Origin of the sequence: Aeromonas sp. S15(2024), assembly GCF_041402265.1 — a bacterium.
In the GTDB taxonomy this organism is placed as follows: Bacteria; Pseudomonadota; Gammaproteobacteria; order Enterobacterales; family Aeromonadaceae; genus Aeromonas; species Aeromonas dhakensis.
Genome location: NZ_JBGLQY010000005.1, coordinates 246,825 through 269,545 on the forward strand (window position 1 = coordinate 246,825; position 22,721 = coordinate 269,545).

General features: G+C 60.3%; 21 protein-coding genes and 1 pseudogene. 12 read left to right on the plus strand and 10 right to left on the minus strand.

From position 1 onward, the window contains the following. Nucleotides 1-8 precede the first annotated feature (8 nt). Nucleotides 9-1,214, minus strand: a complete 1,206-nt coding sequence (locus tag ACB033_RS13455; RefSeq protein ID WP_005308404.1) for a NupC/NupG family nucleoside CNT transporter — start codon at nucleotides 1,212-1,214, stop codon at nucleotides 9-11. 564 nt (nucleotides 1,215-1,778) lie between these two features. Here ACB033_RS13455 and dbpA point away from each other — a divergent pair. The 4 genes and pseudogenes from dbpA (at nucleotide 1,779) to ACB033_RS13475 (ending at nucleotide 3,903) form a co-directional block, all read left to right on the plus strand. Beyond that, nucleotides 1,779-3,155, plus strand: a complete 1,377-nt coding sequence (gene dbpA / locus ACB033_RS13460) for an ATP-dependent RNA helicase DbpA (protein WP_043169422.1) — start codon at nucleotides 1,779-1,781, stop codon at nucleotides 3,153-3,155. A gap of 72 nt (nucleotides 3,156-3,227) precedes the next feature. Next, nucleotides 3,228-3,509: a YkgJ family cysteine cluster protein gene (locus tag ACB033_RS13465; RefSeq protein ID WP_017783608.1), complete on the plus strand. Its 282-nt coding sequence runs from the start codon at nucleotides 3,228-3,230 to the stop codon at nucleotides 3,507-3,509. Nucleotides 3,510-3,646: 137 nt separating this feature from the next. Continuing rightward, nucleotides 3,647-3,769 (plus strand): annotated as a pseudogene (locus tag ACB033_RS13470) (YkgJ family cysteine cluster protein); the annotation flags it as partial. Next, nucleotides 3,766-3,903 carry a hypothetical protein gene (locus ACB033_RS13475; RefSeq protein ID WP_155292443.1) on the plus strand — a complete coding sequence of 46 codons (138 nt, stop codon included), beginning with the start codon at nucleotides 3,766-3,768 and terminating at the stop codon, nucleotides 3,901-3,903. The pseudogene ACB033_RS13470 and the gene ACB033_RS13475, both read left to right, overlap by 4 nt. Here ACB033_RS13475 and ACB033_RS13480 read toward each other — a convergent pair. Beyond that, nucleotides 3,890-4,291: a hypothetical protein gene (locus ACB033_RS13480; protein ID WP_043169424.1), complete on the minus strand. Its 402-nt coding sequence runs from the start codon at nucleotides 4,289-4,291 to the stop codon at nucleotides 3,890-3,892. The genes ACB033_RS13475 and ACB033_RS13480 overlap by 14 nt on opposite strands. A gap of 274 nt (nucleotides 4,292-4,565) precedes the next feature. Between ACB033_RS13480 and ACB033_RS13485 the strand changes: the two genes are divergently transcribed. Next, nucleotides 4,566-5,963 (plus strand): PepSY-associated TM helix domain-containing protein, encoded by a 1,398-nt coding sequence (locus ACB033_RS13485; protein ID WP_371140556.1) that lies wholly within the window; start codon nucleotides 4,566-4,568, stop codon nucleotides 5,961-5,963. Nucleotides 5,964-6,031: 68 nt separating this feature from the next. On the opposite strand, the gene ACB033_RS13490 is transcribed toward ACB033_RS13485, so the two are convergent. Together ACB033_RS13490 and ACB033_RS13495 are read right to left on the minus strand one after the other, a co-directional pair. Beyond that, complete coding sequence (locus tag ACB033_RS13490) at nucleotides 6,032-6,247, minus strand: DUF6500 family protein (protein ID WP_010635255.1); 216 nt, start codon at nucleotides 6,245-6,247, stop codon at nucleotides 6,032-6,034. A gap of 99 nt (nucleotides 6,248-6,346) precedes the next feature. Beyond that, nucleotides 6,347-7,252 carry a 1,4-dihydroxy-2-naphthoate polyprenyltransferase gene (locus ACB033_RS13495; protein ID WP_005308387.1) on the minus strand — a complete coding sequence of 302 codons (906 nt, stop codon included), beginning with the start codon at nucleotides 7,250-7,252 and terminating at the stop codon, nucleotides 6,347-6,349. Between the two features lie 207 nt (nucleotides 7,253-7,459). Between ACB033_RS13495 and ACB033_RS13500 the strand changes: the two genes are divergently transcribed. From ACB033_RS13500 to ACB033_RS13530, 7 genes are all read left to right on the plus strand, one after another. Next, a complete protein-coding gene (locus ACB033_RS13500; RefSeq protein ID WP_371140557.1) occupies nucleotides 7,460-8,806 on the plus strand; it encodes an isochorismate synthase MenF in 1,347 nt (448 codons plus the stop codon). A 33-nt stretch (nucleotides 8,807-8,839) separates the two neighbouring features. Continuing rightward, nucleotides 8,840-10,570 carry a 2-succinyl-5-enolpyruvyl-6-hydroxy-3-cyclohexene-1-carboxylic-acid synthase gene (menD, locus tag ACB033_RS13505; RefSeq protein WP_371140558.1) on the plus strand — a complete coding sequence of 577 codons (1,731 nt, stop codon included), beginning with the start codon at nucleotides 8,840-8,842 and terminating at the stop codon, nucleotides 10,568-10,570. Continuing rightward, the gene (gene menH, locus ACB033_RS13510; RefSeq protein WP_139726297.1) at nucleotides 10,560-11,330 is read left to right on the plus strand and encodes a 2-succinyl-6-hydroxy-2,4-cyclohexadiene-1-carboxylate synthase; all 771 of its coding nucleotides are present in this window, start codon (nucleotides 10,560-10,562) and stop codon (nucleotides 11,328-11,330) included. Before menD ends, menH begins: the two co-directional genes overlap by 11 nt. Further along, nucleotides 11,323-12,183 (plus strand): 1,4-dihydroxy-2-naphthoyl-CoA synthase, encoded by an 861-nt coding sequence (menB, locus tag ACB033_RS13515; RefSeq protein ID WP_005308376.1) that lies wholly within the window; start codon nucleotides 11,323-11,325, stop codon nucleotides 12,181-12,183. Before menH ends, menB begins: the two co-directional genes overlap by 8 nt. Continuing rightward, entirely contained in the window at nucleotides 12,183-13,112 is a 930-nt protein-coding gene (gene menC / locus ACB033_RS13520) for an o-succinylbenzoate synthase (RefSeq protein WP_139726296.1), read from the plus strand. Before menB ends, menC begins: the two co-directional genes overlap by 1 nt. A gap of 10 nt (nucleotides 13,113-13,122) precedes the next feature. Then, nucleotides 13,123-14,529 carry a 2-succinylbenzoate--CoA ligase gene (locus ACB033_RS13525; RefSeq protein ID WP_139726295.1) on the plus strand — a complete coding sequence of 469 codons (1,407 nt, stop codon included), beginning with the start codon at nucleotides 13,123-13,125 and terminating at the stop codon, nucleotides 14,527-14,529. Nucleotides 14,530-14,830: 301 nt separating this feature from the next. Next, complete coding sequence (locus ACB033_RS13530; RefSeq protein ID WP_017785833.1) at nucleotides 14,831-16,066, plus strand: winged helix-turn-helix domain-containing protein; 1,236 nt, start codon at nucleotides 14,831-14,833, stop codon at nucleotides 16,064-16,066. Nucleotides 16,067-16,068: 2 nt separating this feature from the next. On the opposite strand, the gene ACB033_RS13535 is transcribed toward ACB033_RS13530, so the two are convergent. From ACB033_RS13535 to ACB033_RS13560, 6 genes are all read right to left on the minus strand, one after another. Beyond that, nucleotides 16,069-16,620: a fimbrial protein gene (locus ACB033_RS13535; RefSeq protein ID WP_017785834.1), complete on the minus strand. Its 552-nt coding sequence runs from the start codon at nucleotides 16,618-16,620 to the stop codon at nucleotides 16,069-16,071. 11 nt (nucleotides 16,621-16,631) lie between these two features. Further along, the gene (locus ACB033_RS13540; RefSeq protein WP_005308359.1) at nucleotides 16,632-17,660 is read right to left on the minus strand and encodes a fimbrial protein; all 1,029 of its coding nucleotides are present in this window, start codon (nucleotides 17,658-17,660) and stop codon (nucleotides 16,632-16,634) included. Nucleotides 17,661-17,665: 5 nt separating this feature from the next. Next, entirely contained in the window at nucleotides 17,666-18,397 is a 732-nt protein-coding gene (locus ACB033_RS13545; RefSeq protein ID WP_005308356.1) for a molecular chaperone, read from the minus strand. Between the two features lie 10 nt (nucleotides 18,398-18,407). Continuing rightward, nucleotides 18,408-20,942, minus strand: coding sequence for a fimbria/pilus outer membrane usher protein (locus ACB033_RS13550; RefSeq protein ID WP_336289496.1), 2,535 nt, complete (start codon nucleotides 20,940-20,942; stop codon nucleotides 18,408-18,410). Between the two features lie 67 nt (nucleotides 20,943-21,009). Then, nucleotides 21,010-21,399: a hypothetical protein gene (locus ACB033_RS13555; protein WP_336289576.1), complete on the minus strand. Its 390-nt coding sequence runs from the start codon at nucleotides 21,397-21,399 to the stop codon at nucleotides 21,010-21,012. Between the two features lie 99 nt (nucleotides 21,400-21,498). Next, nucleotides 21,499-22,041 carry a fimbrial protein gene (locus tag ACB033_RS13560; protein ID WP_336289495.1) on the minus strand — a complete coding sequence of 181 codons (543 nt, stop codon included), beginning with the start codon at nucleotides 22,039-22,041 and terminating at the stop codon, nucleotides 21,499-21,501. Nucleotides 22,042-22,721 lie beyond the last annotated feature (680 nt).

The window sequence follows — 22,721 nt, forward strand, 5'->3', positions numbered from 1 at the left end:
TGGATGACTTACAGCATCACACCGGCGATCACGGCGGAGAGCAGGCTCACCAGGGTGGAGCCATAGACCAGCTTCAGACCGAAACGGGAGACCATGTTGCCCTTCTCTTCGTTCAGCGCCTTCACCGCACCGGCGATGATGCCGATGGAGCTAAAGTTGGCGAACGACACCATGAAGATGGAGAGGATGCCGACGGTGCGCGGAGAGAGCTGGGCCGCGATCTTGCCCAGATCCATCATGGCCACGAATTCGTTGGTCACCAGCTTGGTCGCCATGATGGAACCGGCCTGCAGCGCTTCACTGCCCGGGATGCCCAGGATCCAGGCGATGGGGTAGAAGATGTAGCCCATGACGTGCTGGAAGTTGACGCCGAACGCCATCTCGAACAGGTAGTTGATGAGGGCGATCAGGGCGATGAAGCCCACCAGCATGGCACCCACGATCACCGCCACGGTGAAACCGGCCATGATGTACTCGCCCAGCATCTCGAAGAAGTTCTCTTTCTTCGGGGTGTGGTGCTCGTCACCCTCGGACAGCGCCTTGGCGTCGGTCACGGTATTGTCCGGCTCATAGGGGTTGATGAGCGACAGCACGACGAAGGTGCTGAACATGTTGAGCACCAGGGCGGCGACCACGTAGCGCGGCTCAATCAGCTGCATGTAGGCACCGACGATGGACATGGAGACGGTGGACATGGCGGTGGCGGCCAGGGTGTACATCTGCTTCTCGTTCAGGTGCGGCAGTATGTTCTTGAGCGCGATGAAGTTCTCGGACTGGCCGACGATCATGGAGCTGATGGCGTTGAAGGATTCCAGCTTGCCCATGCCGTTGATCTTGGCCAGCACGGTACCGATGCCGCGGATCACCAGCGGCAGCAGACGGATGTACTGCAGGATGCCGATCAGCACAGAGATGAAGACGATGGGCATCAGCACCATCAGGAAGAAGGAGAAGGCCCCTTCATTGACCAGGCCGCCGAACACGAAGTCGGTCCCCTGCTTGGCAAACTCCATCAGCTTGGTGAAGCCGGCGGCAAAGCCACCCACTACCGCCAGACCCACTTCGGAGTTCAGCATGAACCAGGCCAGCGCCAGTTCGACCACCAGCAGTTGGCCGATATAGCGCGGCTTGATCAGTTTCCAGTTGCGGCGGTTTGCCAGCAACGCCAGAGCGAGGACCATGACGAGTCCGAGCACAAAGTGAACGTATTCCATACCTGTAGCACCTGAGTGAATTGTAATTTTTGACCGGCGCCATCATAGACATTTGCATATTTAAAAATTCAGATAGCCATCACAATCTGCGGTAAAAATATGCATGTTGGATAATACAAACGTTTTTAAATTAATTAAACGCTCACACAAGCATCCAATCATTGTTCAATAAATAACAAAACACAATATAAACAATCACTTAAAAATAAATCAGGTATTTGTAAAGTCCTGTTTTCACAGCTTAATTACATTCACTTAATACTCGCAAGGCCGCGCAGAAGTGGTCAGAACAAATTTACGACAAATTTATTTAATCAAGGCAGGATGAAAAACGTTTATCTTATTTGCGATGAATGTAGACAGTGCCAAATACATATTTCCGCGACCGCGAACCGCTGCTCCGGATTGCCAGGGGGCAGTCGATGAGCCGGCCCCTTGCCACCGGGCTGACAGTCACGAACAGAAGCAGTCGCTCAAATTTGCAGCACATCCAACGGCGGATTCTGGTACAATGCGCGCCCTTGCGCCCGGCGCAGCCCGTTTTCTCCCATATAGAGTCCTTTTGTGAACAACGAATTTAGCAGCCTGAACCTCTCCCCCGCCCTGCTCGAGAACCTCGCCAGCCTGGGTTATCTGCAGATGACCCCGATCCAGGCCCAGAGCCTGCCCCTGGTACTCGACGGCAAAGACTTGATCGCCAAGGCAAAAACCGGCAGCGGCAAGACTGCGGCCTTCGGCCTCGGCCTGCTCTCCCGCCTTGACGTCAACCGGCTCGAGGTACAGGCGCTGGTGCTCTGCCCGACTCGCGAGCTGGCGGATCAGGTTGCCACCGAGATCCGTCGTCTCGCCCGTACCCTACCCAACGTCAAGCTGGTGACCCTGTGCGGCGGCACCCCGACCGCACCGCAATCGGCCACCCTGAGCTTCGGTGCCCACATCGCCGTCGGCACCCCGGGCCGGATCCTCAAGCACCTGGAGCAGGGCACCCTGGCGCTCGACAGCCTCAAGACGCTGGTGCTGGACGAAGCGGATCGCATGCTGGACATGGGCTTTGGCGAAGACATCAACCGGGTCATCAGCCACGCCCCGCGGGATCGCCAGACCCTGCTCTTCTCCGCCACCTATCCGGAGGGGATCGCCCAGATGAGCCGTGGCGTGCAGCGCAACCCGGTGGAGGTGAGCGTGGAGTCCCTGCACGAGGAGAGCGCCATCGAGCAGAAGCTGTATGAAGTGCCGGCCGGTCAGCGCCTCGAGGCCCTCGGCTGGCTGCTCAGCCACTATCAGCCGGGCTCCTGCGTGGTGTTCTGCAACACCAAGCGGGCCTGCAACGACGTGGCCGATCACCTGGCCGCCAAGGGCTTCTCGGCCCTGGCGCTGAACGGCGATCTGGAGCAGCGCGAGCGGGATCAGGTGCTGGTGCGCTTCGCCAACGGCAGCGCCACCATACTGGTGGCCACCGACGTGGCGGCCCGCGGGCTGGATATCAAGGAGCTGGGCGCCGTCATCAACTACGAGCTCACCTACGACCCCGAGGTGCACGTGCACCGCATCGGTCGGACCGGCCGCGCCGGCCAGCAGGGCCTGGCCCTGAGCCTCTATCAGCCGAACGAGGCCCAGCGCGTCAACATCATCGAGGAGTACCAGCAGGCCCCGCTGCCGCTGGGGGATCTCGATGCCATCAGCCGCGCCATCAAACCCATAGCCCCGCAGATGGTGACCCTCTCCATCGATGCGGGCCGCAAGAGCAAGGTGCGCGCCGGTGACATCTTGGGCGCCCTGACCGGCGAAGGCGGCATTGCCGGGGCCGATGTTGGCAAGATCCAGATCGCCGAGCAGTACTCCTACGTGGCAGTCAAGCAGGGCGTAGCCAAGGCGGCGCTCAAGCGACTGCAGGAAGGCAAGATCAAGGGTCGCAGCTACCGTGCCCGCAAACTGGGCTAAGGTTCAGACCACAGGCGCCCCAGCGGCGCCTGTTTCATATTTATCCGTGCCCATGAGAACAAGGCAGGTGCCATGACGACCCCAGATGTGAGCTGCCAGAACTGCGAGGCCTGCTGCTGCCGCCTCGAAGTGATGCTGTTTACCGATACCGGCGTGCCGGATCGCTATGTGGAAGAGCGGGAAGGTGAAGTGCCGGTGATGCACCGGCTGGAAGATGGCTGGTGCGCGGCGCTCGATCGCAACACCATGATGTGCCGCATCTACGAAGTCCGTCCCCTGATATGCCGTGAATTTGAAATGGGCGAGCCCGACTGTATCGACGAACGGGACAAGTGGTTTATCAAGCTCGATTGAGCCGCCCCTCGATCGCAACACCATGATGTGCCGCATCCATGAGGTACGCCCCCTGATCTGTCGTGAGTTCGAGATGGGTGAGCCGGACTGTATCGACGAACGGGACAAGTGGTTTATCAAGCTCGATTGAGCCGCCCCTCGATCGCAACACCATGATGTGCCGCATCTACGAGGTGCGCCCCCTGATCTGCCGTGAGTTTGAAATGGGTGAGCCGGACTGTATCGACGAGCGGGACAAGTGGTTTATCAGGCTGGATTGAGCCGCCCCTCGATCGCACTCACCGCGATGATGTGCCGCATCCATGAGGTGCGCCCCCTGATCTGCCGTGAATTCGAGATGGGTGAGCCGGACTGTATCGACGAGCGGGACAAGTGGTTTATCAGACTGGATTGAGCCCGGCCAGTTGCTGCTCCAGCCAGTGCAGCGCCTCGTCGGTCTGCTCGAAGTAACGGATCCCCTGAAACGGCAAGCCGCTGAACACCTGATCCGCCAGATACTGCTTGAAACTGCCCGCCAGCACCACCGCCAGAAAGGCGCAGCCGTTGTTGGCGCACCATTCGAACTGACGGCGAAAACGGGCAAGCACCTCGGGCCCTGCCGCCTCGAATTCGGTCGCCACCTCGACTATGCCCCAGGGCCCGGCACTCAGGCTGGCGATCTGCTGGCTGAACTGCGCCTCATAGGCCATGGCCCCCGCCAGATTGAAGGGGCCGCTCGGCCGGCAGATCAGCACCTGGCCCTGTCGCTGCATCTCGAAATGGCCGTGGGGTCGCAACTTCACGTCTGCCTCCTTCCCTGGATTCTTCGCCGTGCAAGCACTCTCTTATGTTGCAACAAGGTAATGATCTCTCTGCCAAAAGTCCATTTTGACAAGGTTCGCCTAGAGGGGTTTGCGTCACCTTCTGACCGGCGGCAAACCGGTTCGGCATGCACTCGGCTACCTCCACGGACAGCCCTCATGTTCTGTTGCAGTTAATAAAACGTTGCTGTTATCATCCGCGCCGCCACCAACATTCCACCAACTGAAACGTTAACCCAAGGCGCAAGGAACAGAGATGAAAAATCGGGACGCGAACCACTATCAGCGCATCTGGCGCTGGCACTTCTATGCGGGTCTCTTCGTCGCCCCCTTCCTGATCCTGCTCTCGCTGACCGGGATCGTCTATCTGTTCAAGCCCCAGCTCGACAACCTCATGTATCCCGAGCTGATGAAGGTCGCCTCCGTCAGCCAACCGCTCAGCGCCGACCAGCTGCTGGTAAAGGCGATGGCGGCCATGCCGGACGCCAGCCTGAGCAAATACCTGCCCCCCACAGGCCCGGAGGCCAGCGCCCAGTTCATCGTCCGCCAGGGGGGCAGCGAGCTGACCCTGTTCCTCGATCCCGCCAGCGGCGCCCTGCTCGGCACCATGGACAACAAGTGGAATCTGCAGGCGGTGGCGCGCTCCCTGCACGCCGATCTGCTGCTAGGCACCACCGGAGATAGGCTGATCGAGCTGGCCGCCGGCTGGGGCATAGTGCTGCTCCTGAGCGGGCTCTATCTCTGGTGGCCACGCAAGGGGCCAGGGGTTGGCGGCATCCTGTGGCCGCGCTGGAGCCAGCGTGGGCGGCTCTGGTGGCGTGACCTGCACGCCGTGGTCGGCTTCTGGGGTGCCGGTTTCCTGCTGCTGCTGCTCTTGAGCGGCATGACCTGGACCGGTTTCTGGGGCGATCAGTTTGCCGCCGTCTGGAACCGCTTCCCGGCCGCCATGTGGAACGAGGTGCCCAAGTCGGCGCCCCTGGCCCGCAGCCTCAACCATGCCCACCAGCAGACCGTGCCCTGGGCGGTGGAAAACACCCCCATCCCCAGCTCGGCCGAGCCCAAGGCCCACGACCACAGCGCCATGGGACACGGTGGCGAGCATGACGGCATGGTGATGGCGGAGCACCGCATCCCGCTGCAGCAGGTGGTGGAGATCGCCGCCGCACGCCGGGTCACGCCGGGCTACAGCATCACGCCGCCGGCCGGGGCGAGCGGTGTCTACACCATCGCCATCTTTGCCGATGATCCGCGCAACGACGCCACCCTGCACATCGATCAATACAGTGGCAAGGTATTGGCCGACGTGCGCTGGCAGGACTACGGCCCGGTCGCCAAGACGGTGGAAACCGGCGTCATGCTGCACATGGGCAAACTCTACGGCTGGCCGCATCAGCTCGCCATGCTGCTCATCTGCCTGCTGGTGCTGCTGAGCTCGGTGAGCGGGCTCTGGATCTGGTGGAGCCGTCGTCCGCAGGGCCGCCTCGCCGCCCCGCCGCTGCCGACCACCCTGCCCCCCATGCGCGGCGCCCTTGCCCTGCTGATCCTGCTCGGCATCTGCTTCCCGCTGGTGGGCGGCTCCATGCTGGTGATCTGGCTGCTGGACAGCCTGCTCTTCGCCCGCCGTCGGGCTCCCAAGCTGGCACGGGCCAGCTAGCGTTACCTCAACCTGACGCACCAACAAGCGGGCTCCCGAATGGGAGCCCGCTGGTTTTCAACCCGTCTTTACTCCTGCTCCACCAGCTGGAGGATCTTCCTCGCCTTCTCGAAGTGATCGAGGCGCTGGGTCTGGATCCACCAGGTCGCCGCCTCCATCAGCAGCTCGGGGTCGTCATTGCGGTTGGCAAAAAACGCATAGAAGGAGACGCCGACCGTCTCCCCCTTCTGGGCAATCTTCTGCTGGCACACCTGGATGATTTTCTGCTTGAGCGAGTCGCGCATGGCGGCCCTCCTGGCCGATGAGTGAATGGCCGGACAGCATACCCCAACCAGCAAAAAGGCTCCCCTGCGGGAGCCTTTCTTCATTGCCAGACAAGGTCGTCAGGATAGCGCCAGCCCGATGGAGAGCAGCAGGCTGTAGAGGAAGGCGCTGATGGCGGTCTTCTTGAGCGAACCGGTCAGCACCTCACCGTCGAAGCTCTGGCGCAGGGTTCTGGCGGCATCGGTGAGCGGCTTCATGGCAGGCAGGAAGATCCAGGGCCAGAAGCTGGCAGGCTGGGTCAGGATGAAGGCGATGGTCGCCAGCAGCGCCGCTCCCAGCAGCACCCAGTGATAGGCGATGGCCCGGTTGCGGCCGAGCCGCACCGCTAGGGTGATCTTGCCGCTGGCGGCGTCGGTCTCGATGTCGCGCACATTGTTGATGTTGAGCACGGCGGTCGCCAGCAGGCCGCAGGCGGTGGCCGGCAGCAGCAGATCCCACTGCAGGGTCTTGGTGAACAGGTAGTAGGAGCCGAGTACCCCCAGCAGACCGAAGAAGAGGAACACCGAGATGTCGCCGAAGCCGCGATAGCCGTAGGGGGTCTTGCCCACCGTGTAGGTGACGGCGGCCACGATGGCGGCACCGCCCAGCAGCACGAAGGTGAGGATCTGCAACCACTGATCGCCGAAGGCGCAGCCCAGCAGGGCGAGGCCGCTGACCACGGCGGCCAGCGCGGTCAGCGCCATGGCCACGCACATCTGCTTGCGGGTGATGAGGCCGGAGACCACGGCGCGCTGGGGGCCGATCCGCTCGCCATTGTCCGCCCCGGATACCGCATCCCCATAGTCATTGGCCAGATTGGAGAGGATCTGCAGCAAAATGGCGGTCAGCAGGGAGAGCGCCATGATGGTGCCGTCGAAGGCGCCGCGGCTGGCCGCCAGCCCGGATCCCAGCAAAATGGAGGAGCACGCCAGCGGCAACGTTCGCAAACGCGCCGCCAGCAACCAAATAGATAAGGTATTTGTCATATTGTGATGGCCAAACAATCAGATATTGATCGTGTTAAGGGTTATCGAACCGGATTTCGGTATACTTGGCCCCTCGGGAGTTGGCTCCCCGGGCGATTTACATGGACGAATGGGCAGATAATATATAGGAATAATCGCTCCTTTGGCATAAACCAACGGCATCCTTCTGCAGGATGGACCGTCACTATCGGCTCATAGACGAAATCCATGTTGGCTCAGACCCATATCAAGCAACAACTGGACGCCCTGCGTCATGGCAATGCCAGCGGCTTCGTGCGACTGCGCGTCGCGATCGAGGTTCGCTCCTTTCTGGGCTGGCTGGCGGCGCAGACTCTCTATCCCCGCATCTATTGGCATGCCAGAGGACAGGACAAACCCGAATACGTGGCACTGGGCTGCCTGCGCGAGCTGACCGAGCCCAGGGCGATCCGCCAGGTCTGCGAGCACACCAGCCAGCCCCATGATGACAGCCCCCGCTACTATGGCGGACTGGCATTCGACCCGACCCAGCCCGGCTGGCAGGGGTTCGGCCCCTGCCGTTTCGTGCTGCCCCGCATCGAGCTGGTGCACCGTGGCGAGTGCATCACCCTCTGCCTCAACCTCTGGCTGCCGGAGCAGACCGGTGGCGACGCCTTCGAGGCCGAACTGCAGGCCGCCGCCGCCGCCCTCGACGCCCTCCAGCCGGAGTCGCCCCTGCCCCCGCTGGCCCGCCACCCGTGGCAGCGGGAAGATTGTCCGAGCCAGCCCCAGTGGCAGACGCTGGTCGAGCAGGTGACCGCCCCCGACTTCCAGGCCCACACCCCCAAGGTGGTGCTGTCGCGCCAGAGCCGGCTCACCCATGAGGGTGCGACGAATGCCACCGAGCCGCAGGCCGTCGTCCCCTGGTCGCTGCTGGCCCGCTGGGCACAGCACGGCCAGGACTGCTTTCACTTCGGCTTCCAGTTTTCCCCCGAGCAGAGCTTCATCGCCTGCTCCCCCGAGCGGCTCTATCGCCGCGAACAGCAGCACCTCTTCACCGAGGCGCTGGCGGGCACCATCCGCCGCTCCGGCGACGAGGCGACCGACGCGGCGCTGGCCGCCGAGCTGCTGGCCGACAGCAAGAACCGGCTGGAAAACCGGCTGGTGCACGCCGATATCCTCAGCCGGCTGGCGCCGCTCACCACTGATGCCAGCCTGACCGAGCCGCGCATTCTCAAACTGCGGCTGCTGCAGCACCTCAAGTGCGACATCGAGGCCGAACTCAAGCCCGGCGTCTGCGACTGGCAACTGCTAGAGGCACTGCACCCCACCCCGGCGGTGGGTGGCGCTCCGCGCGAGGCGGCGTTGGCCTTCATCCGCGAACGCGAGCCCTATGATCGCGGCTGGTATGCCGGCGCCTGCGGCATGCTGAGCCGGGAGACCTCCGAGTTCTCGGTCGCCATCCGCAGCGCCCGCATCACGGCGCAGGCCATCACCCTGTTTGCCGGCGCCGGTATCGTCGCGGGATCCGAGCCTGCCGCCGAGTGGGCCGAACTCGACAACAAGATCGCCAATGTGCTCTCCCTGCTGGGATAGCGTTTCTCATCGACTCCTCACCACGAGAGCCTCATGTCTGCCAGCCAAGCGTTCGCCAGTCACCATGCCACCTTCAACCACGTCTGGTCTTCCCTCTTGCTGGAGGAGCTCTTTCGCCTCGGCGTGCGCGATATCGCGCTGGCCTCCGGCTCCCGCTCGGCACCGCTCACCATGGCTGCCGCCGCGCACCCCGGCTTTCGCCGCCATCTGCACTTTGACGAGCGCGGCCTCGGCTTCATGGCGCTGGGGCTGGCCAAGGGCAGCGGGCGCCCGGTGGCGGTGATCATGACCTCGGGCACCGCGGTGGCCAATCTCTGGCCGGCGGTGGCCGAGGCCCAGCTCACCGGCGTGCCGCTCATCATTCTCTCGGCCGACCGGCCGCCCGAGCTCATCGACAACGGGGCCAACCAGGCCATCGACCAGCAGGGGATCTTCGGCCGCTACCCCGTCTATCAGCAGAACCTGCCGAGCCCCACCGCCACCATCCCGGCCGCCTTCGTGCTGAGCTCGGTGGATCAGGCGCTGGCCCAGCAGGCGCGCACGCCGGGGCCGGTGCACTTCAACTGCATGTACCCCGAACCCCTCTATCCGGGGGATGAGTACCTGGATTTCTCCGCCTATCTGGCCCCCCTCGGCGACTGGCGTCACTCGTCCGAGCCCTGGAGTCCCTGGCAACTGGCGCAGGCCCCCTGCCCCCGTCAACCCGACTGGGACGAGCTGCAGGGCAAGCGCGGCCTCATCATCGCCGGCCGCATTCAGGATCCCGCCCAGGCCAAGGCAGTCGCCGCCCTGGCCGAGCGGCTCGGCTGGCCCCTGCTGGCCGATCTGCAGAGCCAGCTGCGCTTCGATGGTCGCAACCTGGTGCACGGGGATCTCGCCCTGCAACACAGCGGCTTCGTAGCCGAACTGGCCCGCGCCGAGGTACTCCTGCAATTTGGTGCCCGCCTCATCTCCAAGCGGCTCGGCCAGTTCATCAAGCAGCACTCCTGGCAGGATTACTGGCTGGTGGATCCGCAGCCGGCCCGACTCGACCCGGACTACCGGCTGCGCCGCCGCCTGCTGTGCGACCCCGGCGCCTTTGCCGCCGCCCATCCGGTGGCGCACCCACACCTGCCCTGGCACCGGTTGGCGGAGCGCCAGCAGTCCGTCAGCCAACAGGTGCGCAGCGCCTGCGAGCGCTTCTCCGAACTCGGGGTGTGCCACCGTCTGAACCAGCTGATCAGGGGCCAGCTGTTCGTTGGCAACAGCATGCCGGCCCGGCTGATGGACATGCTCGGCGAGGCGGGCAAGGGCCCCAGCCGGGTGATGACCAACCGCGGCGCCTCCGGCATCGACGGCCTCATCGCCACCGCCTACGGCTTCGCACAATCGATCGAGCCAGGCAGCGACGAGCCCACCACCCTGCTGCTCGGCGATCTCAGCGCCCTGCACGATCTCAACAGCCTGGCCCTGCTTGGCAAGTCGAGCCGGCCGCTGGTGGTGATCCTGCTCAACAACGACGGCGGCAGCATCTTTCGCATGCTGCCGGTGCCGACCCAGGACACGCTGCTGGAGACCTACTACTGCCTGCCCCACGGCCTGTACTTCGAACACGCCGCCGCCATGTTCGGCCTCCACTACCAGGCGCCGACTACCCTCGCCGACTTTGAGCGGGACTACGCCGCCGCGCTGGAAAAGGGGGTAACGCTGATTGAAATCAAGGTCCCCAGCAGCGAAGTCGCCGAGGATCTGAAGGCACTGGGAAGCGCGATCCGTGGCAGCTAGTGCCGACCAGCCGACGCTGGTGCTGCTGCACGGCCTGCTCGGCGATGCCAACGACTGGCAGCCCGTGCAGGCAGCCCTGGCCGACCTCCCCAGCCTGGCGCTGGATCTGCCGGGTCACGGCAGCAACCAGGCTGTGCGGGTGAGCGGTTTTGACGAGGCTCACCGCTGGCTCTGCGACGAGCTGGCCGCGCGCGGCATCGACCACTACCGGTTGGCGGGCTATTCGCTGGGCGGGCGACTCGCCCTCTATCACGCCAGCCAGTCGCCGGTTGGGCTGCAGGCCCTGCTGCTGGAAAACTGCCACCCCGGCCTGCCACCGACAGAGCGGCCGGCTCGCCTCGCCCACGACGAAAGCTGGGCCCGGCGCTTCGAGCAGGAGCCCCTGGCCAGCGTGCTGGCGGACTGGTATCGGCAGGGGGTGTTCGCCGATCTGGACGATGCTGCCCGCGCCCGCCAGATAGCCCGCCGCCTTGGCAACGACGGCCAGGCCGTGGCCGCCATGCTGCGCGCCACCTCCCTTGGCAAGCAGCCGAACCTGGCCCCCTGGCTGGCGCAAGGCACGCTGCCGGTCACCTGGGTGAGCGGCAAGCGGGATCACAAATTCCATCAGCTGGCTTGCCTCATGGCGAGTCAGCAGAGCAAAATCAACCACTTGGAGCTGGATGGCGGCCACAACCTGCATGCCCACCAGCCTGAGGCCTTTGCCCGGCTCCTCGCGGAGTGGGTCAACCAACAACAAGAAGAGAAGCGTCATGATTGAAGCAATGACTGAAGCGGAACTCTATGCCCCCGTCGAGTGGCGTGATTGCTCCGCCGGTTACGAGGACATCCTCTATCACAAGTCCGGCGATGGCATTGCCAAGATCACCATCAACCGCCCCCAGGTGCGCAACGCCTTCCGCCCCCGCACCGTCAAAGAGATGCTGCAGGCGCTGGCCGATGCTCGCTACGACGATCAGGTCGGCACCATCATCCTGACCGGCTTCGGTGAAAAAGCCTTCTGCGCCGGTGGCGACCAGAAGATCCGTGGCGACTACGGTGGTTACCGCGATGACGAGGGCACCCATCACCTCAACGTGCTCGACTTCCAGCGCGACATCCGCACCTGCCCGAAACCGGTCGTTGCCATGGTGGCTGGCTACGCGGTCGGCGGCGGCCACGTGCTGCACATGATGTGCGACCTGACCATCGCCGCCGACAACGCCCAGTTTGGCCAGACCGGCCCGAAAGTGGGCTCCTTCGACGGCGGCTGGGGTGCCTCCTACATGGCGCGCATCGTCGGCCAGAAGAAGGCCCGCGAGATCTGGTTCCTCTGCCGCATGTACGATGCCAAGCAAGCCCTCGACATGGGGCTGGTCAATACCGTCGTGCCGCTGGCGGAGCTGGAGCGTGAAACCGTGCGCTGGTGCCGCGAGATGCTGCAGAACAGCCCGATGGCGCTGCGCTGCCTGAAGGCCGCCCTCAACGCCGACTGCGACGGCCAGGCCGGCTTGCAGGAGCTGGCGGGGAATGCCACCATGCTGTTCTACATGACCGAAGAGGGTCAGGAAGGGCGCAACGCGTTCAACGAGAAACGCCGTCCCGACTTCTCCAAATACAAGCGGAATCCCTGATGACACTCGCTCTCTATCGCTACCAACTGCCTTTTACCCAGCCCCTGACCTTTCACGGCAAGGTGGAGGTGGCGCGAGAGGGCCTGCTGGTTCGCGTTGACGACGGCTGGGGGGAGATAGCCCCCCTGCCAGGCTTCTCCCGCGAGAGCCTGGCCGAGGCGCAAGCCGAGACCATCGTCTGTCTGGAACGGCTGGCTGCGGGGCAAGATATCGCCCCGCAGCTCCCTTCGGTGCAATTCGGACTGGACTGTGCCCGCCGCTGCTGGCCTGCCCAGACAGCCCCTCTGCCCGAACCCTACCCCCTTATTCAGGGCTCCCCCCAGGAGCTGCTGAAAAACTGGAAGAACTGGCTGCACAAGACCCCGAACAAGGCCAAGCTGAAGGTGGCCCGTTACCCCATGCGCGACGAGCTGGCGCTGATCCGCCTGCTGTGCGACCGCATTCCCACCCTCAAGCTGGTGCTGGACGCCAACCAAGGCTGGACCCGCGAGGAGGCCTGGGCCTTCTGCGGTCATCTGGATCCAAACCGGATCGAATATCTGGAAGACCCCTGCGCCGACTTTGCCGACATCGCCTTCGTGGCCAATCGCACCAGCATGCCGGTGGCCATCGACGAGCTGCTGGCCCAGGGCAAGCCGTGGGAGCCTATTCCCCAGCTGCGCGCTCTAGTGCTCAAGCCGACCCTGCTCGGCTCGCTGGCCCATTGCGAGGCGCTGGTGGCCCGGGCCCACGAGCTGCGTCTCAAAGTCATCGTCTCTTCCTGTTTCGAATCCGGCGTCGGTCTGAACCAGCTGTTCCATCTGGCCGGCGAATGGGCGCCGGAACAGGCCCCCGGCCTGGATACCCGGCGCTGGCTGGCCGCCGATCTGCTGGACGCCGCCGGCAAACCCGATCCAAGCCTGCTGGAGCCCCTGTTTCACCACGATTGAAGGGGCCTGCATGCCACCCTTGTCTGACCATCACTCCCATCCCGAATCCTGCCCGGTACGTCACTGGGCGCGATCCGCTCCCGCTCGTATCGCCATTCACGCCGCAGTCCCGCTCACCTACCGGCAACTGGACGCCAGGCTCAACAGCCTGTGCCAGCAGCTGGCCATGGCCGGCCTGCAACCGGGAGATCGCCTCGCCGCCGTGGTACGCGGTGCGCTGGAAGATGTGCTGCTGACCTGGGCCTGCGTGCGCAGCGCCATCGTCTTCTGCCCGCTCAACCCCGCCTTTCCGCTGACCCGGCAAACGGAGCTCGCGACCCTGCTCGACGTCAGGGCCTGCTGGTCGGCGAGCGAGATCCCGGCCGGCAGCTGGCAACCGCTACGGCTCGACTTCACCCGTGAGCTGGCGGCGGACGAAGGCGACTGCATGCTGGATCCTGCCTGCCTCAACAACATGATCCTCACCTCGGGTTCCAGCGGCACGCCCAAGGCGGTGGTGCACCGGCTGGCCAACCACCTGGCCTCGGCGCGAGGCTCCACCAGCCAGATCCCGCTCGATGCCGAGTGCGGCTGGCTGCTCTCCCTGCCGCTGTTTCATGTCGGCGGCTACGCCATCCTGTTTCGGGTCTTTCTGGCGGGCGCAGCCCTGGTGCTGGACGATCGCAGCCGCCCGCTCAGGGAGCGGCTCGAGCAGCAACCCATCACCCATCTATCCCTGGTGCCGACCCAGCTCTGGCGACTGCTGGCGCAGGGCTTCGATCCCGCTCGCACCCGATTGCGCGAGCTGCTGCTCGGCGGCGCCGCCATCCCCCAGCCGCTGGTGCACAGGCTCACCGCCATGGGGCTGGTGCCCAAGGTGAGTTACGGCCTCTCCGAGATGGGCAGCCAGGTCTGCACCGGCAGGCCGGCCGCCGCCGGCGTGGTGGGCAAGGCGCTGCCGGGGCGGGAGGTCTGCATCCGCCAGGGGGAGATCTGCGTGCGCGGCGAGACGCTGTTTGCTGGCTATTTCAAGGAAGGGGGGCTGGCGCGGCCGCTCGATGAGGACGGCTGGTTCCACACCCGCGACAAGGGGCATTTCACCGCGGATGGCGAACTGGTGGTGGAAGGGCGGCTCGACAACCTCTTCATCTCGGGTGGCGAGAACATCCAGCCCGAAACCATAGAGCAGCGGCTGGTAGACCACCCCGCCGTGGCACAGGCACTGGTGGTGCCGGTACCGAGCGACGAGTGGGGGCAGAGGCCGGCAGCTTTTATCGACTGGCATGGCGAGCCACTACCTTATACCGAGCTGGCGACCTGGATCCGGCAGACCCTGCCCGGCTTCATGGTGCCGGACCAGTGGCATCCCTGGCCCGATCTCGGGGGGCAACTCAAGCCGCAGCGCAGGCAATATCAACGCATGCTGCAGGAACAATGATCAGCCATGCGACAATTTCAGACATGGTGGAGCCATCCAAATACACACTTTATTCGAAAGAAAATGCTGGGGGCGTCAAAATGCCCCTCACAGGCAGGGGGAAGTGAGAACGATTACATACACGACCCTCTTTTTGCGTGTTTTTTGAACTGAACGAGCCGCCTGTAGTACCATATTCCCCGCCATGCATTTAAACGCAAAGGTAACTAGTTGATAGTTAAAGATATTGCTAATTTCCCATTATTTGAACAAAGACTGCATGGTGGTAAAATGCTCTCCTTGGCAGTAAGACGAGTCACACATGAGTAACAAAAATTATAAAATTGCAGAGGATATCTTTTTCTCCGCTGCAATATTCCGACTCTCGAAAGGAGACAAGGACATCAAGCTCAGCAACAAGGAAGCCGAGCTGCTCGAGATGCTGTGTGATGAGGCAGGTACTGTCATTGCCAGAAGCAAGCTGCAGGATGCCTTGTGGCCGAACCAGGACAATACCGACACCAACCTGAACCGGCAGATCCTCTCGTTGAGACGAAAGCTGGAATCATTCGGTTTGATGGATGCGATCGATACTATCCCGCGGGTGGGATATATCTTCTGCGCCCCCATTGAAGTGGCCGGAGAGACCGAGGAGGCAGTGCCGAATGAAGAAATTCAGACGGTCGCAACCGCCAATGTGCCCCAGGTCAGACGGCAATATACCCGCCGTAAATATGATCGCTATTTCAGCCCACAGCGTATTTTGCTGGTTGCACTCTTGCTGGCATCGCTGACCGCGCTGGTCATCAGCATATATCACTATGCAACGGCCAATACTCTGCGCACCATCAATCTTGGCCATGTTTCTCTTTATATGACCAGTGATACCGAGCAAGCATTGAAGGTAAAGATCGATGCGCTCTCACCGTTGGTCCAGAAAATTTCGCGCAAGGATGATGAACAGGTATCCCTGCTGGTAGGCAAAGAAGCCATCAGCTATTTTTCCATCGACAACAACAGTCGCCAGCTGTCAGAAAATGTCTTTTTATTGCGCAATGGTCATCCGCTTGCCGAAGAGGTGCAATGCGTTATTTCCACCATGGCTCAGCAGGGAAAGAATGTTTCCCATAACTATTACAACAATACCGACACCACAGTTCGATATCACAGCAATTGCCAGGCGCCGGACAACTGGGTTGAGCTGACCAGAAAGAACAAGTTCATTGTTACACTGAGCCGTGAAATAGTCGTGGCAACCATTATAGCTACCGACAGCCAGGGTCAGACGCTGTTCAATCTGGATTCCGTCGGGGATCTGGAGCGGGATGATGGCGATATTTCGGTAGAGGTAAAAAATACCATCGTCAATTACATCGATCAAAAGGCACTGACCAATAACGGCATGGTGGCAACCCTGGTGGCCGCCTTGACCCCCCCTAAACAGAAAGCACAGTTTGTGCAGTTGCCGGGGGGCATTTACCTCTCCAGTTATCTGGGCGGCGTCATCAACTGGCCCAGTCTGGGTAATTCAAAGGTCATTCAGCGCAATGACTTCTGACCTTATTCATAGGCAACGATAAAGTTGGCCACGGCGGAATAATCCCCGGGCTGGATGGTCTTGGCAGCCAGCGCGTCCGGATGCGCTTCCACCCGGGCAAAGAACTGCAGCTCATTGTCTGCCGCACCGCCCAGCAGATAACCGCGGGAGGGGGTGCCCAGATCCAGCGGTGACTGGGTCACGTCATAGAGGCGGATCCCGGCGCCCTTGGCCATCCCGGCGGTAAACGCCAGCCCGCCGCTGAGCTGGGGATCCTGCGAGCCGGTAAAGGTCACCTTGGCCATGCGAAAGATCCCCGGCTTGCAGTTGGTCAGCCGGATGGAGAAAGGCACCTGGACCCCGGCCCCGTTGGCATAGAGCTCCTTCACGTCGACCACCCCCATCTCGACCTCCTGCTCGATGGATTCGGGAGCAATCTCGCACGGCTGATCGATGATCCGGCCATGGAGGTGGACCGTGTTGCCAAGCAACTCCAGATCATTGCTGGCACGGGGAGCTGCCGTTACCGCCAACAGCGGGCACAGCGCCAGGCCTATCCACAATGTCCGCAACATATGACAATTCCTCACTGAAATTCGGCAACTATGGTGGCGGTGGCGTAAAAGTCACCCGCAGGAATATCAGCGCCTACCGGTGTTATCGGCGCGGCAATAAAGCCCCAGTCACCAATGTTTCCTTGCATGGAAACCGGATAAAATGTATTCAAATTCAGCTGAGAACCATCCAGCTGCTTGAACTTTATGCCCAAATCGGAAATGACATTTCCACCCTGATAGCCATCCCGAGTTGTCCGCAGATAGTCTTGGTTGAAAGAGGTTGGTTTTCCAGAAATACCAAGATTGATCTTCAAGGCATCCCCTTCGAAAACACCACCGCGACATTGAAATGTCAGAGGGACCGTCTTTTCAAAATTATTCCCATCCAATCCCGAGCCTGGCAAATCACCAAATTCCACTTCAATAGTCTGCCCACCGTTAATCACGCATTCTTCCGGCACATATAAAATTGCAGATGTAATCGTAATTCGAGACATTGGCAAATTATTGAAATCTGTAGTAGTAGATCCTAAGCGGCCATACATCTCTACGACTTGACGATCCGATATTTGCACACCATTAATTATTTGTTTTCTTACACGGAAGGTTACTCGCCCACGACTACCACTTTCGAAATTATTTATTCTTGTCTCTTTTCCCTTAGTACAAGAGTAATTTGGGTAATCATTACTCTCATTCGGAAATGGGGCCGTAACAAATTTTTTCTTCCAACCGGCTATCCAAATTTCGACCTTCATATCCAGAAAGTCATTTAGTTTTACAAAACCGTCACCGGCTTGAGGCAAGCCATCCGTCATGGTCGCCTTATAGTACACTGGAGATTGTGGAATGCTTCTATCCGGGCAGGTAACGATACCCGAATATTGCCCCCCCAAGTTCCACTCAAACGCCTTGGTAGTAAAACCAGGTTTGTTTTGAATATCAGCCTTATCCAACGATATATAGTAATCATGGGTTGGGTTGGGCGTCACATAGCCATTTGCCAATGCCGTTCCTGCAAACAGCATAAGGCTTGAACAGAAGATGGAACGTAGCATAGGCCTTACTCGCTCTTCACGGCTTTACAGGCATTGCCTGCGCACTGGTATTTGATATCCATATATCCGCCGTAGTCATTGACGTAGCTGATCACAAATTCATTGCCCAGCGCTTCTGGGATGTTGACCGTCTGCTCGGACTTGGGTGCCACCATAAAGGCGGAGAAGCCCTTGATGGCGGTTCTCCCCTTGCCCTGCGGATGGCCGAGGCCCACGTAGGTGATGTAGTAAGGGGTGGGGTTGTTCACCTGCAGGGCCTTGCCCTGCTTGGTGATCAGCACCTGATCCTGCCAGATGGCGCCGCGCTCGGGCAAAATGGCCTCGGGGCGGTAGAACAGCTTGATCTTGGACTGCACGGCAATCTGCATCACGTTGCTCTTCTCGCTCTTGGGCGGGATCTCGCGCAGGTTGAAGTAGTAGATCGACTCGCGATCCTTGGGCAGGCTGTCGATGGCCGGCACGCTGGCGATCCGCACGATGGACTTCTGGTTGGCATCCACCCGCTGTACCGGCGGCAGCACCACGAAGGGTGAAGAGATCTTCTGCCCCTGGGCATCTTCAATCCAGGACTGCGCCAGATAGGGCAGCTTCTGGTTCTCGTTCTTGATGTTGAGGCTGATGGACTTGGCACCACCCGGATAGACGGCGCGAGTACGGTCCAGCACGATGGCAGCGCTGACGTTGAGCGAGGTCATGCCCAGCACGGCCAGACAGGTATAAGAGAGCAGCTTTTTCATCGGTATCCCATTACTTGCAAGTGAGAGTCTTCATCGACAGATCGGTTACTTGTTGCGGTGCCACTATCTTGCACTGGCGGGCGCCGCCCCAGGAGAGTTCAAACGCTTCATTAGGTTTCACCCCGGTCAGATAGACCAGGCCATCTTCATCCACCACCGAGAGCACCCGGCCGGAATCCCTGACGACGGTGGCACCAAACGGCGGCACTGAGCCATCGGACAGCTTGACGTTGGCCAGCAGCTTGAATCCTTCGGCGATTTCGAAGGCATTATACCCAATTGCCCCCTCGGTCAGGGTCCCCTGCTTGATGGCGTTCATCGCATCGATGTCGTCGCTCAGCTGATCCACGTCGACCCGGGTGTCGCTCTTGCGATAGTCGGTCATGTCGCTGATCACCGCGACGCCAAAGCGGTTGGTCACGGCGCGGCCGTTGTTGAAGGAGACGCCGGAGGTCTTGTCGGTATCCACCATCATGCGGGTGCCGCCACGACGGGTCGCCTGATGCAGGGCCGCCCCGTGCTCGGTCGCCGTCAGGCCGCCGCGCAGGCTGGCACCGACCGAGGTGTACTCGCTCTGCACGCTGTAGGCATTGAGGCTGACCGCCCCGATGTCGCTGTTGTGGTTGTAGTAACCCCGCGCCACGGCGTGGCCATTGCTCTGCACGCCCGCCCCCAGCTGATAGGTGTCATCCGGCCGGCTGTAGTCCTGATAGGTGGCCAGGTGGGTCACCTTGCCGTTGGAGGACTGCACGCTGTATCCCGCGCTCTTTCTGTCCCCGATCGGCATGCTCAGGGTCAGCATGACGCTCTTGTCATCCTCGTAGTTCTCGGTCTTGGTCTTGTAGGCCGACACATAGACGGAGACATCCTTGAAGCTGCCGATGTTCACGTTCTTGTTGATGGTGAGGCCGTAGCGATCCTCGGCGTCATGTTCCCAATAGGTTCTGTGGGTGTAGTCCAGGTAGACAGTCAGCGCCTTGGCCGCATCATCCGCCCAGAAGGTCTTGTTGGCGGTGATGGTGTAGAGCTCCTTGTCACCCCAGTTGTTGTAGTCATCGCTCGAGGTGTTCTCGTTCTTCTCCAGCCGATCCTTGTTATTGAGGAACTGCGACATGGTCATGAAGTCATGCTGGGAGAAGCGATAGCCGGCGAAGGTGATCGAGCTGTTGTATTCATCGAACTGCTTGGCGTAGTTCACCCGCACCGACTGACCAATCTTGGTCGACAGGCCGGGCAGCTTGGAAATGGATTGGGTCAGGTCGGCGGAAATGGCACCGAAGGCATAGAGATCGCGACCGATACCCAGCCCCATGGAGTTGTATTCACCCGCAACCAGACTGCCGCCATAGAGTGACCAGGAGTTTGCCACCCCCCAGGAGAAATCACCGGTGACGAAGGCAGGGCCGTGCACGTCGTGCACCGAGTCCGTCTGCTCGGAAGGGGCGCCGACCGCCAGGTTGTATCTGACATAGCCGGGACGGGTCAGATAGGGCACGGTCGCCGTGTCGACCTGGAACGAGTTGACGCTGCCATCCTGCTCTTCCACCCGCACATCGAGGCGACCGCGCACCGAGCTGTCCAGCCCCTGGATGCGAAACGGACCGGCCGGTACGTTGGTTTCATAGAGGACGCGACCGGACTGGGAGATGGTCACCTTGGCATTGGTCTTGGCGATGCCGCTCACTTCCGGCGCATAGCCCTGCAGGCTCGGCGGCAGCATGCGCTCATCGTTGGCCAGGTTGACGCCGGTATAGCGGAAGCCGTCGATCAGCTGGGAGTTGAGCTGCTGCTCGCCCACCGTCAGCTTGGCGGCCATGTTCGGCAGCGGACGATAGGCGTAGATGCGGTTCAGCTCGGAAGTGGTCCGATCGTTGTCGCCCCAGTAGGCATTGGCCTGATAGTCGCCGCGCAGGCGCCAGGCACCGTAGTTGAACCCCAGGGTGCCGTAGCTGCTGATGTTGCGGTTGGAGTAGCCATCGCCCTCGTTGATCTGGGCGTTGATGTTGTAGTCCAGCATCATCCCCGGGATCCCCTCATCCCACTGCTCGGGCGGAATCCAGTTGGGATCGCTGTATTTCATCCACGCCTGGGGCACGGCGATGCGCAGCAGGCCGTTGCCGATGTCGTTGGCGATCACCACGCCGTCCAGCGCCAGCAGGTTGGCACACTGACCGTCGTGCCAGCTGTCGATCTTGGCGATGGCCTCGTCGGTCAGCGCCAGCTTGGGGATCACCTCTTGCGGCAGGCAGGCCACCCCGCCCTTCCCCTTGCCGGTGTCGGTCTCGTAGAAGGGGATTTTCTGCAGGGGCAGCTTGTTCTTGTTGACCTCGATCTCGAGGTAGTAGTCGCCGGGCAGGATGTAGCCTTCGTCGGCAAACTGGGAGAGGTCGATCTTGGTCCGTTCGTCCAGATCGAGCGCATCAATATTAAACTCCGTCTCTGCCCATGCATGATTCGCCACCGCCATCAGGCCGGGCACGCACAGCATAAAAGCCATTTTGGAATAATGTTTTTTTCTCACAGAGTCTGATGTTGAAACGCTCATATATTTACTCTAGGAATTGCATAACGGTCTCACGTAATGAGGTATCTACACTAAGCAATTGGCTTGCTTACATATAATTGAGTTCAAACAGCGTCGTACTGTCCGGAAAAAACAGTTGACTGCTGGTCAGACCAAAATTGAATTCCAGATCACTGTTGACGATATCCGAAATAATAAAGCTCTCGCCGGACACCTTGTGATATTGGCCGTTGTTGAGAATGCCAAGCTCATCGCTCATGGCACCGCGCACGGACATGGAAATAAAAGGCAGTGATGCCTCTGCTGCTCCTTCAACCTGACAGCCGCTGATTTTCAACGTGCCCGGTTGCCTGGCCTGCAAAGGAATACTGCGCTGCACGTCCAGCGTACAGCCCGACTCGGCCAGCCCATCCGAAATCTCGTTGGCGTGGACTGATCCCGCCATCATCACCAGTTGCAGCACCATGGCTGCCATCATTGAAGTTTTCATGAGCAAGGTTCGATGTGAGGAGACAGAAGGTGTGAAGTTGTGGTGGCATCAGCCACCACAACCCTGGTCACACGTTAAGGCAGTCGATTACTCGTAGGAGAGAGTAAAGTTGGTCACTGCAGTGAAAGCGCCGGCTTTCAGCGGGTTGGCGGTCTGATCGGCATAACCTTTCAGCACGGCACTGAAGGGCAGCTCGTTGTCACCGTTGACCAGGCCGAAGGCGGCAGTCGGGGTACCCAGTACGATAGCGGCACCACCCGGAGCGGTCATCTTGATACCGGCACCAGCAGCGTCACCACCACCGATAACCAGCAGGCTGGAATCTACCGGGTCTTTGGCACCGCTGAAGGTTACCTTGACGGCATCTTCCTTGTCGGAGATTTCACAGTTCAGCAGCTTGATGCTGAACGGCTTGGAGTTGGACTCGCCGCCGTTGGCCAGCTCTTTGGTGCTGATCTGACCCATTTCAACTACCTGGTCAACAGACTCAGGGGCAACGGAGCAAGGAGCGTTGATGATTTCACCGTTGAAGGTGACTTTACCTGAACCAGCGCCACCGGCAGCAAAAGCGGAGCCGCACAGCAGCATGGAACCAACACCCATAGCAACCAGAATTTTATTAGCTTTCATTCGTTTATACCTACATTAACGTGTGTTGTACTGCATCACTCCAATCATGCTGGAGTCACGATCTTCAGTGATGCCGCGATATACTGCACAGCATGCCGGCGACTGCCCTCTCATTAAGCCGGTGAGAGGCAACACCAATAACTTACTGTGCCTTTATGGTTTATCTAAATAAGCAAAAGCAGCTCACCGCCAAGGAGCAGTTCCCGCTATACCTCAACTGCACAACTACATACATCCTTGTCGTCTGTACAGAAAGCCGTGTTCCGCTTTTGCTTGATGAACAAATTAACGACTCATATGATGCACATCAAATACATTTTGATTTTTATAAATTCATTTATAAACACATGTAAAACAACGAGTTATGAGCACACAGAGACATTATCGAACACCATGAAATAAATAATGCTTATATAGCAAACACCTACTAAATAACTTTAAATCAGATATATTTACCCACTTAACATCAATTAACAAAAACACAACATGATAATGTTTTTGATATATTTTAGATGACTCTAAAAATACCCAAAAAATAATAGTCAAGACAGCTTGTGGATATAATCAGGTAATCAGGTAATCAGGTAATCAGGTAATCAGGTAATCAGGTAATCAGGTAATCAGGTAATCAGGTAATCAGGTAATCAGGTAATCAGGTAATCAGGTAATCAGGTAATCAG

Coding starts and splice junctions, on each gene's coding strand:
- ACB033_RS13455 (WP_005308404.1), bottom strand. CDS start 1,214: ATGGAATACGTTCACTTTGTGCTCGGACTCGTCATGGTCCTCGCTCTG.
- ACB033_RS13465 (WP_017783608.1), top strand. CDS start 3,228: ATGACGACCCCAGATGTGAGCTGCCAGAACTGCGAGGCCTGCTGCTGC.
- ACB033_RS13485 (WP_371140556.1), top strand. CDS start 4,566: ATGAAAAATCGGGACGCGAACCACTATCAGCGCATCTGGCGCTGGCAC.
- ACB033_RS13490 (WP_010635255.1), bottom strand. CDS start 6,247: ATGCGCGACTCGCTCAAGCAGAAAATCATCCAGGTGTGCCAGCAGAAG.
- ACB033_RS13495 (WP_005308387.1), bottom strand. CDS start 7,252: ATGACAAATACCTTATCTATTTGGTTGCTGGCGGCGCGTTTGCGAACG.
- ACB033_RS13500 (WP_371140557.1), top strand. CDS start 7,460: ATGTTGGCTCAGACCCATATCAAGCAACAACTGGACGCCCTGCGTCAT.
- menD (WP_371140558.1), top strand. CDS start 8,840: ATGTCTGCCAGCCAAGCGTTCGCCAGTCACCATGCCACCTTCAACCAC.
- menB (WP_005308376.1), top strand. CDS start 11,323: ATGATTGAAGCAATGACTGAAGCGGAACTCTATGCCCCCGTCGAGTGG.
- menC (WP_139726296.1), top strand. CDS start 12,183: ATGACACTCGCTCTCTATCGCTACCAACTGCCTTTTACCCAGCCCCTG.
- ACB033_RS13525 (WP_139726295.1), top strand. CDS start 13,123: ATGCCACCCTTGTCTGACCATCACTCCCATCCCGAATCCTGCCCGGTA.
- ACB033_RS13530 (WP_017785833.1), top strand. CDS start 14,831: ATGAGTAACAAAAATTATAAAATTGCAGAGGATATCTTTTTCTCCGCT.
- ACB033_RS13535 (WP_017785834.1), bottom strand. CDS start 16,620: ATGTTGCGGACATTGTGGATAGGCCTGGCGCTGTGCCCGCTGTTGGCG.
- ACB033_RS13540 (WP_005308359.1), bottom strand. CDS start 17,660: ATGCTACGTTCCATCTTCTGTTCAAGCCTTATGCTGTTTGCAGGAACG.
- ACB033_RS13545 (WP_005308356.1), bottom strand. CDS start 18,397: ATGAAAAAGCTGCTCTCTTATACCTGTCTGGCCGTGCTGGGCATGACC.
- ACB033_RS13550 (WP_336289496.1), bottom strand. CDS start 20,942: ATGAGCGTTTCAACATCAGACTCTGTGAGAAAAAAACATTATTCCAAA.
- ACB033_RS13555 (WP_336289576.1), bottom strand. CDS start 21,399: ATGATGGCAGCCATGGTGCTGCAACTGGTGATGATGGCGGGATCAGTC.
- ACB033_RS13560 (WP_336289495.1), bottom strand. CDS start 22,041: ATGAAAGCTAATAAAATTCTGGTTGCTATGGGTGTTGGTTCCATGCTG.